The sequence below is a fragment of the Citrobacter sp. S39 genome, from assembly GCF_009495675.1.
GTDB classification, from domain to species: Bacteria; Pseudomonadota; Gammaproteobacteria; order Enterobacterales; family Enterobacteriaceae; genus Citrobacter; species Citrobacter freundii.
In genome coordinates this window covers 239,856-254,386 of the sequence record NZ_CP045555.1, presented here as the reverse complement: position 1 = coordinate 254,386, position 14,531 = coordinate 239,856, and the positions used below count along the sequence as shown (strand labels likewise).

The 14,531-nt window shown below is 54.3% G+C and carries 14 protein-coding genes; 10 read left to right on the top strand and 4 right to left on the bottom strand.

Annotation, left to right across the window (positions count from 1 at the left end; all coding sequences use genetic code 11):
* Positions 1-280 precede the first annotated feature (280 nt).
* From osmY to GFB57_RS01095, 4 genes are all read left to right on the top strand, one after another.
* On the top strand, positions 281-898 hold the full coding sequence (gene osmY, locus GFB57_RS01110) for a molecular chaperone OsmY (protein WP_003019084.1): 618 nt from the start codon (positions 281-283) through the stop codon (positions 896-898).
* Between the two features lie 127 nt (positions 899-1,025).
* Complete coding sequence (locus GFB57_RS01105) at positions 1,026-1,187, top strand: DUF1328 family protein (protein WP_003019081.1); 162 nt, start codon at positions 1,026-1,028, stop codon at positions 1,185-1,187.
* A 121-nt stretch (positions 1,188-1,308) separates the two neighbouring features.
* Positions 1,309-2,382: a patatin family protein gene (locus GFB57_RS01100; RefSeq protein WP_003019052.1), complete on the top strand. Its 1,074-nt coding sequence runs from the start codon at positions 1,309-1,311 to the stop codon at positions 2,380-2,382.
* Positions 2,379-3,155, top strand: coding sequence for a metal-dependent hydrolase (locus tag GFB57_RS01095; protein WP_003019050.1), 777 nt, complete (start codon positions 2,379-2,381; stop codon positions 3,153-3,155). Before GFB57_RS01100 ends, GFB57_RS01095 begins: the two co-directional genes overlap by 4 nt.
* 36 nt (positions 3,156-3,191) lie before the next feature.
* Here GFB57_RS01095 and GFB57_RS01090 read toward each other — a convergent pair whose 3' ends face one another.
* Entirely contained in the window at positions 3,192-4,055 is an 864-nt protein-coding gene (locus tag GFB57_RS01090) for a YjjW family glycine radical enzyme activase (RefSeq protein ID WP_003019049.1), read from the bottom strand.
* Positions 4,027-5,577: a YjjI family glycine radical enzyme gene (locus tag GFB57_RS01085; RefSeq protein ID WP_003019044.1), complete on the bottom strand. Its 1,551-nt coding sequence runs from the start codon at positions 5,575-5,577 to the stop codon at positions 4,027-4,029. The genes GFB57_RS01090 and GFB57_RS01085 overlap by 29 nt, the downstream gene beginning before the upstream one ends.
* Before the next feature lie 261 nt (positions 5,578-5,838).
* Here GFB57_RS01085 and deoC point away from each other — a divergent pair, with 261 nt between their 5' ends.
* The 4 genes from deoC (at position 5,839) to deoD (ending at position 10,151) form a co-directional block, all read left to right on the top strand.
* Entirely contained in the window at positions 5,839-6,618 is a 780-nt protein-coding gene (gene deoC / locus GFB57_RS01080; protein ID WP_003019042.1) for a deoxyribose-phosphate aldolase, read from the top strand.
* A 112-nt stretch (positions 6,619-6,730) separates the two neighbouring features.
* A complete protein-coding gene (gene deoA, locus GFB57_RS01075; protein ID WP_003019040.1) occupies positions 6,731-8,053 on the top strand; it encodes a thymidine phosphorylase in 1,323 nt (440 codons plus the stop codon).
* A 51-nt stretch (positions 8,054-8,104) separates the two neighbouring features.
* The gene (gene deoB, locus GFB57_RS01070; RefSeq protein WP_003019037.1) at positions 8,105-9,328 is read left to right on the top strand and encodes a phosphopentomutase; all 1,224 of its coding nucleotides are present in this window, start codon (positions 8,105-8,107) and stop codon (positions 9,326-9,328) included.
* 103 nt (positions 9,329-9,431) lie between these two features.
* Positions 9,432-10,151, top strand: a complete 720-nt coding sequence (gene deoD, locus GFB57_RS01065) for a purine-nucleoside phosphorylase (protein WP_000224864.1) — start codon at positions 9,432-9,434, stop codon at positions 10,149-10,151.
* A gap of 198 nt (positions 10,152-10,349) precedes the next feature.
* Here deoD and lplA read toward each other — a convergent pair whose 3' ends face one another.
* Positions 10,350-11,366, bottom strand: coding sequence for a lipoate--protein ligase LplA (lplA, locus tag GFB57_RS01060; RefSeq protein ID WP_003019035.1), 1,017 nt, complete (start codon positions 11,364-11,366; stop codon positions 10,350-10,352).
* Positions 11,367-11,403: 37 nt separating this feature from the next.
* The gene (locus GFB57_RS01055; protein ID WP_003019032.1) at positions 11,404-12,045 is read right to left on the bottom strand and encodes a YtjB family periplasmic protein; all 642 of its coding nucleotides are present in this window, start codon (positions 12,043-12,045) and stop codon (positions 11,404-11,406) included.
* A gap of 115 nt (positions 12,046-12,160) precedes the next feature.
* Here GFB57_RS01055 and serB point away from each other — a divergent pair, with 115 nt between their 5' ends.
* Positions 12,161-13,129 (top strand): phosphoserine phosphatase, encoded by a 969-nt coding sequence (serB, locus tag GFB57_RS01050; RefSeq protein WP_003019027.1) that lies wholly within the window; start codon positions 12,161-12,163, stop codon positions 13,127-13,129.
* A gap of 11 nt (positions 13,130-13,140) precedes the next feature.
* Positions 13,141-14,523, top strand: a complete 1,383-nt coding sequence (radA, locus tag GFB57_RS01045) for a DNA repair protein RadA (RefSeq protein ID WP_001728171.1) — start codon at positions 13,141-13,143, stop codon at positions 14,521-14,523.
* The last annotated feature ends 8 nt before the right edge of the window (positions 14,524-14,531 follow it).

Here is a 14,531-nt window from a genome sequence, read left to right as displayed (position 1 = left end):
TGCCCTGCAACTTTTCCTGTCTTTAAAATCCCTTGCGGAATGTTCTTAAAACCTTGCGTTTTTCTTTTGTTTGCCTGTTTTTTAGTCAACTCGGGCAGCGATCACGAAATCCTGAACTATATTTAACAATGTGATGACATAAATATCGGCGTTAAATGCTTTTTAGGCTGCCTGTTGCAGCTTCTATTGCTGATATTTATTCCACTTACAAAATTAGTTGCTGGTTCAGGCCGTGTAACGGCAGAGCCTGGCTTTTAGCAAAACATACAGGAATACATCGATGACAATGACAGGACTTAAGATTTCTAAAACGCTGCTGGCCGTGATGCTGACCTCCGCTGTTGCAACGGGTTCTGCTTATGCAGAAAACGCCACGATGGATAAAGCGCAATCCGGCGTCGAAAGTGCGGGGCAGAAAGTCGATAGCTCTATGAACAAAGTCGGTAATTTCATGGATGACAGCACCATCACCGCGAAAGTAAAAGCCGCGCTGGTGGACCACGATAGCATTAAGAGCACCGATATTTCCGTCAAGACCGATCAGAAAGTAGTAACGCTAAGCGGCTTTGTTGAAAGCCAGGCGCAGGCTGAAGAAGCGGTGAAAGTGGCGAAAGGCGTTGAGGGTGTGACCTCCGTTAGCGACAAACTGCACGTGCGTGATAGTAAAGAAACCTCCGTTAAAGGCTATGCGGGCGATACGGCAATCACTAGTGAAGTAAAAGCCAAGCTGCTGGCCGATGATATTGTCCCATCCCGCAAAGTGAAAGTTGAAACCACCGATGGTGTGGTACAGCTTTCAGGAACCGTTGAATCACAAGCTCAAAGCGATCGCGCTGAGAGCATCGCCAAAGCGATTGATGGCGTGAAAAGCGTTAAAAACGATCTCAAAACTCACTAATTAGACTTAATTCGCCCTCCTGACGTTTGTCGGGAGGCGTATTGTGCACCACACTGAAAATATCGCCGATGGGTAGCCTGAGCGCTCATATCAAGCGGTGAAATTAACTATGGTAAAGGAGAAGCATATGTTTCGATGGGGCATCATATTTCTGGTTATCGCGTTAATTGCCGCTGCACTGGGTTTTGGTGGACTGGCGGGTACCGCTGCAGGCGCAGCGAAAATTGTTTTTGTGGTGGGTATCATTCTGTTTCTGGTCAGCCTGTTTACCGGGCGTAAACGACCCTAGTACGTAAACCGTAAAGATAACTTGCTACTGAGCCAGTCCAGCGGACTGGCTTTTACGGTTTTAGCTGCAGGCAATTTGCGTTACTTTGTTGTCCTATTACAAAAACAACAGGAAGGCAGAGGTGGGGCAGAGAATACCCGTCACGCTCGGTAATATCGCGCCGTTATCGTTACGTCCGTTTCAACCAGGCAGTATGGCGCTGGTGTGCGAGGGCGGGGGACAAAGAGGCATCTTCACCGCAGGCGTACTGGATGAATTCATGCGCGCGCAGTTCAATCCCTTTGATCTCTTCTACGGGACGTCCGCTGGTGCGCAAAACCTTTCAGCTTATCTCTGTAACCAGCCCGGTTACGGTCGTAAAGTCATCATGCGTTACACTACCCGACGTGAGTTTTTTGACCCGGTGCGCTTTGTGCGCGGGGGAAACTTAATCGATCTCGACTGGCTGGTGGATTCGACCTCGTCCCAAATGCCGCTGGCGATGGACAACGCTGAGCGCTTGTTTGCCGCGGGGAAAGCGTTTTATATGTGCGCCTGTCGGGGTGATGACTACACGCCGGGCTATTTTTCGCCGAACCGGCAAAACTGGCTCGATCTTATTCGTGCCTCCAGCGCGATTCCCGGGTTCTACCGCACAGGGGTTGCGCTGGACGGCGTGAATTACCTGGATGGGGGCGTCAGCGACGCCATTCCCGTGCAGGAAGCGGCGAAGCAGGGGGCGAAAACGCTGGTGGTTATCCGCACTGTGCCTTCGCAAATGTACTACACCCCGCAGTGGTTCAAGCGTATGGAACGCTGGCTGGGTGAAAGCAGCCTGCAACCACTGTTGAATCTGGTGCAGCACCATGAAGCCACCTATCGCGCGATTCAGAGCTTTATTGAGAAACCGCCGGGCAAGCTGCGTATCTTTGAGATCTACCCGCCCAAACCGCTCCACAGCATGGCGTTGGGAAGCCGTATTCCGGCCTTGCGGGAAGACTACAAAACCGGACGTCTGTGCGGTCGTTACTTCCTCGCTACCGTCGGCAAACTGCTGGGGAAAAACGTGCCGCTGCCTCGTCAGACGCCGAAGATTGTGGTGCCGGGACCGGTGGTGGTTCCTCCCGCGCCGGTGGCCAACGATGCCCACGCGCCGGTGGTGGCCAATGCGCCTCAGGCCAACGATACAACGTTTAATAATGAGGATTTGGCGTGAGTTATCGTTTTATCGATACGCACTGTCACTTTGATTTCCCGCCGTTTACCGGCGATGAACCTGCCAGCATTCAGCGCGCGGCGGAGGTTGGTGTACAGAGCATTATCGTTCCGGCCACCCAGGCGGCGAATTTTTCCCGTGTACTGGCGTTAGCGGAAAATTATCCTCCGTTATTTGCCGCGCTTGGTCTACATCCCATTGTTATTGAACAACATAGTGATGACTGCCTGGACCAGTTGCAACAGGTGCTGGATAAGCGCCCACAAAAGCTGGTGGCGGTAGGTGAGATTGGATTGGATCTGTATCGCGACGATCCGCAATTCGACAAGCAAGAGCGAGTGCTGGAAGCGCAACTTAAGCTGGCGAAGCGGTACGAACTGCCGGTGATCCTGCATTCGCGACGCACGCATGACAAGCTGGCGATGTACCTTAAACGCCATGCTTTGCCACGAACAGGCGTGGTGCATGGGTTTTCCGGGAGCGTGCAGCAGGCCGAACGCTTTGTGCAACTGGGATACAAAATTGGCGTGGGTGGCACCATTACCTATCCGCGCGCCAGTAAAACCCGCGAGGTAATGGCGCAGTTGCCGCTGGAGTCGCTGTTGCTGGAAACCGACGCGCCGGATATGCCGCTCAACGGCTTTCAGGGGCAGCCTAATCGTCCGGAGCAGGTAGTCAGAGTCTTTGACGTCTTATGCGAACTGCGCCCGGAACCTGCGGACGTGATCGCTGACGCGCTGTATCGTAATACCACGGCGTTGTTTGATTTTTGAATTCCGGATGCGGCGCTATTGCATCGCATCCGGCTATCACAGGTACAGCGCCGGAAAAATCAAATTATCCACCCCGCGTTCGCGCAATCTTTGCGCCAGGTGTTCCACATCCTCCGGCGTGGCGCTCGGCCAGTCCTTCGCTTCGCCATACACCCCGTGCGCATGAAAGGCATTCAGCCGTACCGGCACGTCACCTGAACCTCTGATAAACGCCGCCAGCGCATCAATATGCTGTAGATAATCCACCTGACCAGGGATAACCAGCAGGCGCAGTTCCGCAAGTTTCCCTTGCCCGGACAGAAAGGTAATGCTTTGTTTAATCAGCGTGTTATCGCGACCGGTCAACTGACGATGACACGTGCTGTCCCAGGCTTTTAAATCCAGCATTACGCCGTCGCACACCGACAGCAGCTTCTGCCAGCCGGTTTCGCTCAGCATGCCATTGCTGTCGACCATACAGGTCAGGTGTTGCAGTTGCGGATCGGTTTTGATCGCACGAAACAGCGCCACAATAAACGGTAGCTGGGTTGTCGCTTCGCCGCCGCTGACCGTAATTCCCTCAATAAACAGTGCTGCCTTGCGAATATGCTGCAGCACCTCATCAACGCTCATGGTCTGCGCCATCGGCGTGGCCTGCTGGGGGCACATATGAAGGCAGGTGTCACATTGCTGACACAAATCGGACTGCCACCACACTTTCCCCGCGCTCAGGCTCAGCGCCTCATGCGGGCAATGCAGCACACACTCCCCGCAGTCGTTGCAGCGTCCCATCGTCCACGGATTGTGGCAGTTTTTACAGCGCAGATTACATCCCTGCAGAAACAGAGCCAGGCGACTGCCCGGCCCGTCGACGCAGGAGAAAGGGATAATCTTACTTACCGAAGCGCATCTGCTGTTCATGGCTAATCACGCGAGGTTGTCGTTCCAGAATGCGCGTATTACGCGCGGCTTCTTCGCCAAGCCAGGTGGTGTTGGTGCGAGAACCTTCGGCGCGATATTTTTCCAGATCCGACAGACGCACCATATAGCCGGTAACGCGAACCAGATCGTTGCCGCTCACGTTGGCGGTAAACTCACGCATCCCGGCTTTAAATGCGCCGAGGCACAGCTGCACCAGCGCCTGAGGATTGCGCTTGATGGTTTCATCCAGCGTGAGAATGTCGCTGATCCCCGCGTGATAAAACGCGTGATGCGGCGCGACGGTTTGCAGATGAGTAATCGGGTCTGGTTCATCGCCGTAAGGCAGGCGTGCACCCGGCGTGGTGCCGATGTCAGAACTGATCCCCGACTGTGCATGCAGCATCGCGCGCTGCTTCCAGCCATATTTCACTGGGGTGCTTTCGACAAACTCCGCCAGTTGGGCGCTGATGCGATAGCCAAGCTGATTGGCGAACTCATCTTTTCCGTAGCGCGCATTTTGTCCCGCCTTATCGCACAGTAGATTCACCGCCTCCGCCAGACCATACATGCCGAACATAGGCACAAAACGTTCGGGATCAATCAACCCTTCCTGCACGAGGAAGCTATTCTCAAAGAAATGTGATTTTTCATAGAGGAATTCACATCGTGAATCAATGATGGCGATTTGCTGTTGGCAATAGTGCGGTAGGGTGCGCGTAAAGAAGTCATCGACAGAGGCGCTGCGCTCTGCGATGGCTTTCAGATTAAGCCTGACCAGCGTGCTACCACCCCCGGCGAGCGGCAAAGAGTTGTAACAGCTGACGACTCCATACTGACCTTTTGTGAAAATTTTATCATTTTCAGGGCCGTTGGAAATATGTGGCTTACTGCACTCGCAGATATTTTTCGCCACGCTGAGCAGCAGATCGTCAGGTGTGATTTGCGGGTCATAAATGAAAGTCAGATTAGGCGAAACCTGCTTTAACTCTGCATCCGCGCGTAAAATTGCACGGGTAACTGGAGTATCGGCGGGGCCGATATTGGCATGCATAAACGCGTCTGGCAGGGTTCTGTCGAGATAACGCCAGAAACGTTTTATTCGAATATCGATCTCTTCTTGTGTTAGAATTCTAACATACGGTTGCAGCAGAGCATCGAGCTGGCCGAGATAAACCGGCATCGACGTCACTGACGGAACGTGGTGGTACAGGATGGTGAGTAAGGATAACGCGTCATCAAGATCCTTTGCCCCTTCCAGCTCTAGCCACGATGAACCATTGGCCAGAAAACGCGCGTAATCGGGTAAAACGTAGCGCGGTTTGAACGGGGCATGACCTTCGTACATATCGCAGATTACCCCATCATCCAGCGCCTGACGTGCCTGTGCAGGTAGTTGCGGATAAGGCAGCGCGTTTTCAGCTTCCAGCGCCAGAAAGTGGCGTTTCTGCTCAGGGCTGAGCACCGGGCTGGTCACGATTTGTTGGCAACGCTGTTGCAGCGCGAGTTCGCTTGAAGTGGGCATCGTTGATTCCTTTTTGTCCCGAAGGTGTAACGCCATTGTAGAAAGCAACGCCGCCACAACCTTTGATCCGGATGCGCCTGATGCCAACGCATCCCTTTAGAAAAGGTAATTTATTTGAAGTAGATCTCATTAGAGTAATGCAAATCTGTATGTGGTTTTCATTAACTGTGATGTATATCGAAGTGTAATAGCGAGCGGATGTTAGAATACTAACAAACTCGCAAGGTGAAATTTTATACGGCGATGCCGTTGGAGAATGTTATGACCGATTTAACAGCAAGCAGCCTGCGTGCACTGAAACTGATGGACCTGACCACTCTGAATGACGACGACACCAATGAAAAAGTGATCGCGCTGTGTCATCAGGCGAAGACCCCGGTTGGCAACACTGCCGCAATCTGTATCTATCCGCGTTTCATCCCTATTGCGCGTAAGACTCTGAAAGAGCAGGGTACGCCGGACATCCGCATTGCAACCGTCACCAACTTCCCGCACGGCAACGACGACATCGAGATTGCGCTGGCGGAAACTCGCGCGGCGATCGCCTACGGTGCCGATGAAGTTGACGTGGTGTTCCCGTACCGTGCGCTGATCGCCGGTAACGAGCAGATTGGTTTTGATCTGGTTAAAGCTTGCAAAGACGCGTGTGCGGCGGCAAACGTGCTGCTGAAAGTGATCATCGAAACCGGTGAGCTGAAAGAAGAAGCACTGATTCGCAAAGCATCTGAAATCTCCATCAAAGCCGGTGCTGATTTCATCAAAACGTCTACCGGTAAAGTGCCGGTCAATGCGACGCCGGAAAGCGCACGCATCATGATGGAAGTGATCCGCGACATGGGTGTTTCTAAAACTGTAGGTTTCAAACCGGCTGGCGGCGTGCGTACTGCAGAAGATGCACAGCAGTTCCTGGCGATTGCCGATGAACTGTTTGGCGCTGACTGGGCTGATTCTCGTCACTACCGTTTTGGCGCATCCAGCCTGCTGGCTAGCTTGCTGAAAGCGCTGGGTCACGGCGACGGCAAGAGCGCAAGCAGCTACTAAGCCCGTAGGCCGGATAAGGCGCAGCCGCCATCCGGCATTAAGACGACTGCCGGGTGGCGCGTTGCTTACCCGGCTTACAACGGCCTTCTACTCTTTTCCCCTGGGGGTTACCGTGTTTCTCGCACAAGAAATTATTCGTAAAAAACGTGATGGTCATACGCTGAGCGATGAAGAAATTCGTTTCTTTATCAATGGCATTCGCGACAATACCATTTCTGAAGGGCAAATCGCCGCCCTGGCGATGACCATTTTTTTCCACGATATGACAATGCCTGAGCGTGTTTCGCTGACCATGGCAATGCGTGATTCAGGAACCGTGCTGGACTGGAAAAGCCTGCAGTTGAACGGCCCGATTGTGGATAAACACTCTACCGGCGGCGTAGGTGACGTAACGTCACTGATGTTAGGCCCGATGGTTGCTGCGTGCGGCGGCTATATTCCGATGATCTCCGGGCGTGGCCTGGGGCATACCGGCGGTACGCTCGATAAACTGGAAGCGATTCCTGGATTTGACATCTTCCCGGACGACGCGCGTTTCCGTGAAATTATTAAAGACGTGGGTGTGGCGATTATTGGGCAAACCAGCTCGCTCGCACCGGCGGATAAACGTTTTTATGCCACCCGCGATATTACCGCGACGGTGGATTCCATCCCGCTGATTACCGGTTCCATTCTGGCGAAAAAACTGGCGGAAGGGCTGGATGCGCTGGTGATGGATGTGAAAGTGGGCAGCGGTGCTTTTATGCCGACCTACGAGCTTTCTGAAGCCCTTGCTGAAGCGATTGTCGGCGTGGCAAACGGTGCGGGTGTACGTACCACCGCGCTGTTAACTGATATGAACCAGGTGTTGGCCTCCAGCGCAGGTAACGCGGTCGAAGTCCGCGAAGCGGTGCAGTTCCTGACCGGTGAATACCGCAATCCACGTCTGTTAGACGTCACCATGGCGCTGTGCGTGGAAATGCTGATCTCCGGCAACCTGGCGAAAGATGACGCCGAAGCCCGTGCGAAATTGCAGACGGTGCTGGATAACGGCAAAGCAGCAGAGATTTTTGGTCGCATGGTGGCGGCGCAAAAAGGCCCGACCGATTTCGTCGAAAATTATGCGAAGTACCTGCCGACGGCAATGCTCAGCAAAGCGGTATATGCTGATACTGAAGGCTTTGTCAGCGCGATGGATACCCGTGCGCTGGGAATGGCGGTTGTTTCCATGGGTGGCGGTCGTCGTCAGGCATCGGACACCATTGATTACAGCGTTGGCTTTAGCGATATGGCGCGTCTGGGCGACAGCGTAGACGGACAGCGCCCACTGGCGGTGATCCACGCCAAAGACGAAGCCAGCTGGCAGGAAGCGGCGAAAGCGGTCAAAGCGGCAATTAGCCTTGACGATAAAGCGCCAGAAATTACACCGACAGTCTATCGTCGTATTACCGAATAACTGTATACTGATCTGATCGCTTTTTTGCGGCGCAGATGTATGGAGAACAAGATGAAACGTGCATTTATTATGGTGCTGGACTCCTTTGGTATTGGTGCGACTGAAGATGCGGATCGCTTTGGCGACGTAGGTTCAGACACTATGGGACACATTGCAGAAGCCTGTGCGAAAGGTGAAGCTGACAATGGTCGCAAAGGACCACTGAATCTGCCTAACCTGACCCGTCTGGGCCTGGTGAAAGCTCACGAAGGTTCTACTGGTAAAATTGCTGCAGGCATGGACGGCAACGCGGAAGTGATTGGTGCCTACGCATGGGCGCATGAACTTTCTTCCGGGAAAGACACGCCGTCTGGCCACTGGGAAATCGCGGGTGTTCCGGTTCTGTTTGACTGGGGTTACTTCTCCGATCATGAAAACAGCTTCCCGCAAGAACTGCTGGATAAACTGGTAAAACGTGCCAACCTGCCGGGCTACCTCGGCAACTGCCACTCTTCCGGTACCGTGATCCTGGATCAACTGGGTGAAGAGCATATGAAAACCGGCAAGCCGATTTTCTATACCTCCGCTGACTCCGTGTTCCAGATTGCCTGCCACGAAGAGACTTTTGGCCTGGATAAGCTCTATGAGCTGTGCGAAATCGCCCGTGAAGAGCTGACCGAAGGTGGTTACAACATCGGTCGTGTTATCGCCCGTCCGTTTATCGGCGATAAAGCCGGTAACTTCCAGCGTACCGGTAACCGTCACGACCTGGCCGTTGAGCCGCCAGCACCGACCGTGTTGCAGAAACTGGTCGACGAGAAAGACGGTCACGTGGTTTCCGTCGGTAAAATCGCGGATATCTACGCTAACTGCGGCATCACCAAAAAAGTGAAAGCCACCGGTCTGGACGCGTTGTTCGACGCCACCATCAAAGAGATGAAAGAAGCCGGTGATAAGACCATCGTCTTCACCAACTTCGTTGATTTCGACTCTTCCTGGGGACATCGTCGCGATATCGCCGGTTATGCTGCGGGCCTGGAACTGTTCGACCGCCGTCTGCCTGAGCTGATGGAGCTGGTGGGTGAAGATGACATTCTGATCCTGACCGCTGACCACGGCTGCGACCCAAGCTGGACCGGCACTGACCATACCCGTGAACACATTCCGGTACTGGTTTACGGCCCGAAAGTGAAACCTGGTTCTTTAGGTCACCGTGAAACCTTCGCGGATATCGGTCAGACGCTGGCGAGCTACTTTGGTACGTCGCCGATGGACTACGGTAAAAATATGCTCTGATGCAATTGCCCGGTGGCGCTTCGCTTACCGGGCCTACGGTTTTGTAGGCCGGGTAAGGCGCAGCCGCCACCCGGCAAAAACAACAATATAAAAGGAACTGAAGATGGCAACTCCACATATTAATGCAGAAATGGGTGATTTCGCTGACGTCGTATTGATGCCGGGCGACCCGCTGCGTGCAAAGCATATTGCTGAAACTTTCCTCGAAGATGTTCGTGAAGTGAACAACGTTCGCGGCATGTTAGGCTTCACCGGTACTTACAAAGGCCGTAAGATCTCCGTAATGGGCCACGGTATGGGTATCCCGTCCTGCTCCATCTACACCAAAGAGCTGATCACCGACTTCGGCGTGAAGAAAATCATTCGCGTAGGCTCTTGCGGCGCTGTGCGTATGGACGTTAAACTGCGTGACGTGGTTATCGGTATGGGCGCTTGCACCGACTCCAAAGTTAACCGTATCCGTTTTAAAGATCATGACTTTGCAGCTATCGCTGACTTCGACATGGTGCGTAACGCAGTTGATGCGGCAAAAGCGCTGGGTGTAGACGCTCGTGTGGGCAACTTGTTCTCCGCTGACCTATTCTACTCTCCGGACGGTGAAATGTTCGACGTGATGGAAAAATACGGCGTGCTGGGCGTGGAAATGGAAGCGGCGGGTATCTACGGCGTGGCGGCGGAATTCGGTGCGAAAGCGCTGACCATCTGCACCGTATCCGACCATATCCGTACCCACGAGCAGACCACTGCCGCTGAGCGTCAGACGACCTTCAACGACATGATCAAAATCGCACTGGAATCCGTTCTGCTAGGCGATAAAGAGTAAGTTTTGTTGTGGCCCGGAGGCGCTGCGCTTACCGGGCCTACGGGAATGCCGCTATTAATGCTTGATGGCGCTGCGCTTACCGGGCCTACGGGAATGCCGCTATTAATGCTTGATGGCGCTTCGCTTATCAGGCCTACGGGAGCGGTCTTGTAGGCCGGATAAGGCGCAGCCGCCATCCGGTAATTCGCCACTAATCGCTTAACGCACGGCCTTCGCTACCCAAGCAGCCAGCTCACGCAACTCGCTTTCCTGATCTGGATACTCCGCAAGCAGCGCTTCACAAGTCTGCTGTAAAATATCGGCGCGATACTGGCAGCCCTGTAGTCGTTCTGCCAGTACTTCCAGCGGCGCAGGATTGAGGCTATCGGTGTAGACTTGGGTGCGGGTAATCACGCCTTTTTCGACGTCGAAATGCAGCTCAACGCCACCCCAGGTGAAACGTTCGTCCAGTAAATGTGAAAAAGCAGGCGCCTGACCAAAATTCCACTCCCAACTGCTCTGGCGGGCAAAGGTTTCGGCGAAGTTCGGCAGATCCGGCGCTTTGTCTGGGGAGATGATCTCGGCTTCTACGCGTTCGCCGTAGTGGGCAAAAAAGGCTTCCGTGATGGCCTGACAGACCTGTTGATGAGTGATGCCCGGTAACAGCTCGGTCAAATTCGCTACGCGCGAGCGAACCGAAGTGATGCCTTTGGCGGCAAGTTTCTTTTTATCGGGATTGAGATAGTTTGCCAGGCGGCTGAGATCGGCATTCAACAGCAGCGTGCCGTGGTGGAATCCGCGATCTTTCGTTTCCCGATAAGCAGAGCCGGAAACTTTGCGATCGCCGTCCGGCGTTTTCACCACCAGATCGTTACGCCCGGAGGCATCAGCTTCTACGCCCAGCGAATTCAGCGCATTGAGGACGATCGCGGTGGAGATGGTTTTGTCGTATTCCGGTTTACCAGCCATAAAGGTAAAGCAGGTATTGCCTAAGTCATGGAACACCGCGCCGCCACCGCTGCTGCGCCTGGCGAGCCGCACGTTGTCTTCTTCCATGCGGCGTGTATTACACTCTTTCCACGGGTTTTGCGCCCGGCCAATTACCACCGTATCGGCGTTACGCCACAAGAACAGAACGCGCTGCGTGGCGGGCATCTGGCGAAAAATGCACTCTTCGACCGCGAGGTTAAACCACGGATCGTAAGAGTCTGAGATAAGCAGGCGTAGTGTTGTCATGGTTGATTTCCCTTCTGTTTTACAGTTTTTACAGCTTTTACTCTATCTTCTCGTTGTCTTCTTCCTGCACCGGTTTGTTGGCAGTGAGAAGGAAAGGAGATTGCTGCCAGCGGGTACGCTTACCTTGCAATAAGGTACGGGTCAGCACTACACCGATTGCCAGTGACAGTAGCAGCATCAGGCGTAAGATGTTGGTGGTGTTATCCACCTGCTTGGCTTCAGTGGCAAGAGTGTGGGTATCCAGCGTCAGGCGCAGATAGCCCAGCGGACCATTTTTTCCCTGAATGGGTTCGACGATCTGCTGGTTAAAATAGCCTCCGGCTTTTTTGCCGTCGAGCGCCAGACGATCACGAACATTGACGCTCTCACCGGTGCGCGTAATCAGGTCTCCCTGTTCGTCGTACACGCCTGCGTCCAGAATACGGCTACTCTCCGTCAACTGTGTGAGCACCGCCTTAATACGCTTTTCATCCGGCGTTTCGGTACGCATCAGCGGGGCGACGTTCAGCGCGACCTGACGGGCCAGCGTGCGGGCCAGCTCTTCGAGCTGCGGATTACGCTGCTGCTGGTGGCTTTGACTAAACCAGGAAGCCCCCTGCATCAGCGCGACGAGCAGCGCAAGGCAGGACAATACAATCACTGCACGATGAAGTCGGAATTTCAGTTTTGTGCGAGCCATATTCCACCTGCTGAAAATTTGAGACTTAATGTTGCCAGAAGCGCTGGTTACAGGGTAGCCTCATGCGTTATTTTCCCCTGATGATTCCGACCCGAACGATTTTACAGGAGCTTTAATGCCTAACATTACCTGGTGCGATCTACCTGAAGATGTCTCTCTGTGGCCAGGTCTGCCCCTCTCTTTAAGCGGTGATGAAGTGATGCCGCTAGATTACCACGCGGGCCGCAGTGGCTGGCTGCTGTACGGTCGTGGGCTGGATAAACAACGGTTAACGCAATACCAGAGTAAACTGGGCGCGGCGATGGTGATCGTGGCGGCGTGGTGCGTTGAGGATTATCAGGTAATTCGTCTGGCGGGCTCGTTAACGCCGCGTGCGGCAAAACTGGCGCATGACGCCAAACTGGATGTTGCGCCGTTGGGTAAAATTCCGCATCTGCGCACGCCGGGTTTGCTGGTGATGGACATGGATTCAACGGCTATCCAGATCGAATGCATTGATGAAATTGCTAAACTGGCCGGAACCGGCGAGATGGTTGCCGAAGTCACCGAACGTGCAATGCGCGGCGAGCTGGACTTTACCGCCAGCCTGCGCAGCCGCGTGGCGACGCTGAAGGGCGCTGATGCCAATATTTTGCACCAGGTGCGCGAAACATTGCCGCTAATGCCAGGCCTGACTCAGTTGGTGTTAAAACTGGAAACGCTTGGCTGGAAAGTGGCTATCGCTTCCGGCGGGTTTACTTTCTTTGCCGATTATCTGCGCAACAAGCTGCGCCTGACGGCAGCTGTGGCGAATGAGCTGGAGATCATGGACGGTAAATTTACTGGCAACGTGATCGGCGATATCGTCGATGCTCAGTACAAAGCCAGTACTCTGACCCGCCTGGCGCAAGAATATGAGATCCCGATGGCGCAGACGGTGGCGATCGGCGACGGTGCCAACGATCTGCCGATGATCAAAACGGCCGGGCTGGGGATTGCGTATCATGCGAAACCCAAAGTGAATGAAAAGACGGAGATTACTATCCGTCACGCTGACCTGATGGGCGTGTTCTGCATTCTCTCTGGCAGTATGAATCAGAAATAATGAGGTAAAACGTGGCAAAAGCTCCTAAACGCGCCTTTGTTTGTAATGAATGCGGGGCCGATTACCCGCGCTGGCAGGGGCAATGCAGCGCCTGTCAGGCCTGGAATACCATTACCGAGGTGCGCCTTGCCGCATCGCCAACGGTGGCGCGCAACGAGCGACTCAGCGGCTACGCCGGAAATGCGGGCGTTGCAAAAGTGCAGAAGCTCTCTGACATCAGCCTTGAGGAACTGCCGCGTTTTTCTACCGGATTTAAAGAGTTTGACCGCGTGCTCGGCGGTGGTGTGGTGCCCGGCAGCGCCATACTGATTGGCGGTAACCCTGGCGCGGGCAAATCAACGCTGCTGTTGCAAACGCTGTGCAGGCTCGCCGAGCAGATGAAAACCCTGTACGTCACCGGCGAAGAGTCGCTGCAACAGGTGGCGATGCGCGCGCATCGGCTTGGCCTGCCGACGGCGAACCTGAACATGCTGTCGGAAACCAGTATCGAACAAATTTGCCTGATTGCTGAAGAAGAACAGCCGAAGCTGATGGTGATCGACTCCATTCAGGTGATGCACATGGCGGATATTCAGTCTTCGCCGGGCAGCGTGGCGCAGGTGCGTGAAACCGCTGCTTACCTGACGCGCTTTGCTAAAACGCGCGGCGTGGCGATTGTGATGGTCGGCCACGTCACCAAAGATGGCTCGCTGGCCGGGCCGAAGGTACTGGAGCACTGTATTGACTGCTCGGTGTTGCTCGACGGCGACGCCGATTCCCGCTTCCGTACACTGCGTAGCCATAAAAACCGCTTTGGCGCGGTGAATGAGCTGGGCGTCTTTGCCATGACGGAACAGGGGCTGCGTGAAGTCAGCAACCCTTCTGCAATTTTCTTAAGCCGTGGCGATGAAGTTACCTCCGGCAGTTCGGTGATGGTAGTCTGGGAAGGCACGCGCCCGCTGCTGGTCGAGATTCAGGCGCTGGTCGATCACTCAATGATGGCGAACCCGCGTCGTGTGGCGGTCGGTCTGGAACAGAACCGTCTGGCGATTCTGCTGGCAGTGTTACATCGTCATGGCGGCTTGCAGATGGCGGATCAGGACGTGTTCGTTAACGTAGTTGGCGGCGTAAAAGTCACCGAAACCAGCGCCGACCTGGCGTTGCTGCTGGCAATGGTCTCCAGCCTGCGCGACAGGCCGCTGCCACAGGATTTAGTGGTCTTTGGCGAAGTGGGGTTGGCGGGAGAAATCCGTCCGGTACCCAGCGGGCAGGAGCGTATTTCGGAGGCGGCGAAACACGGTTTTCGCCGGGCGATTGTTCCTGCCGCTAACGTACCGAAAAAAGTACCGGAAGGGATGCAGGTCTTTGGCGTTAAGAAGCTTGCGGATGCGTTAAGCGTGTTTGACGACCTATAATCAAATAT

Excerpts from the sequence above, each read along its gene's own strand:
- osmY (WP_003019084.1), top strand. The coding sequence starts at position 281 with ATGACAATGACAGGACTTAAGATTTCTAAAACGCTGCTGGCCGTGATG.
- GFB57_RS01105 (WP_003019081.1), top strand. The coding sequence starts at position 1,026 with ATGTTTCGATGGGGCATCATATTTCTGGTTATCGCGTTAATTGCCGCT.
- GFB57_RS01090 (WP_003019049.1), bottom strand. The coding sequence starts at position 4,055 with ATGAACAGCAGATGCGCTTCGGTAAGTAAGATTATCCCTTTCTCCTGC.
- GFB57_RS01085 (WP_003019044.1), bottom strand. The coding sequence starts at position 5,577 with ATGCCCACTTCAAGCGAACTCGCGCTGCAACAGCGTTGCCAACAAATC.
- deoC (WP_003019042.1), top strand. The coding sequence starts at position 5,839 with ATGACCGATTTAACAGCAAGCAGCCTGCGTGCACTGAAACTGATGGAC.
- deoB (WP_003019037.1), top strand. The coding sequence starts at position 8,105 with ATGAAACGTGCATTTATTATGGTGCTGGACTCCTTTGGTATTGGTGCG.
- deoD (WP_000224864.1), top strand. The coding sequence starts at position 9,432 with ATGGCAACTCCACATATTAATGCAGAAATGGGTGATTTCGCTGACGTC.
- lplA (WP_003019035.1), bottom strand. The coding sequence starts at position 11,366 with ATGACAACACTACGCCTGCTTATCTCAGACTCTTACGATCCGTGGTTT.
- GFB57_RS01055 (WP_003019032.1), bottom strand. The coding sequence starts at position 12,045 with ATGGCTCGCACAAAACTGAAATTCCGACTTCATCGTGCAGTGATTGTA.
- serB (WP_003019027.1), top strand. The coding sequence starts at position 12,161 with ATGCCTAACATTACCTGGTGCGATCTACCTGAAGATGTCTCTCTGTGG.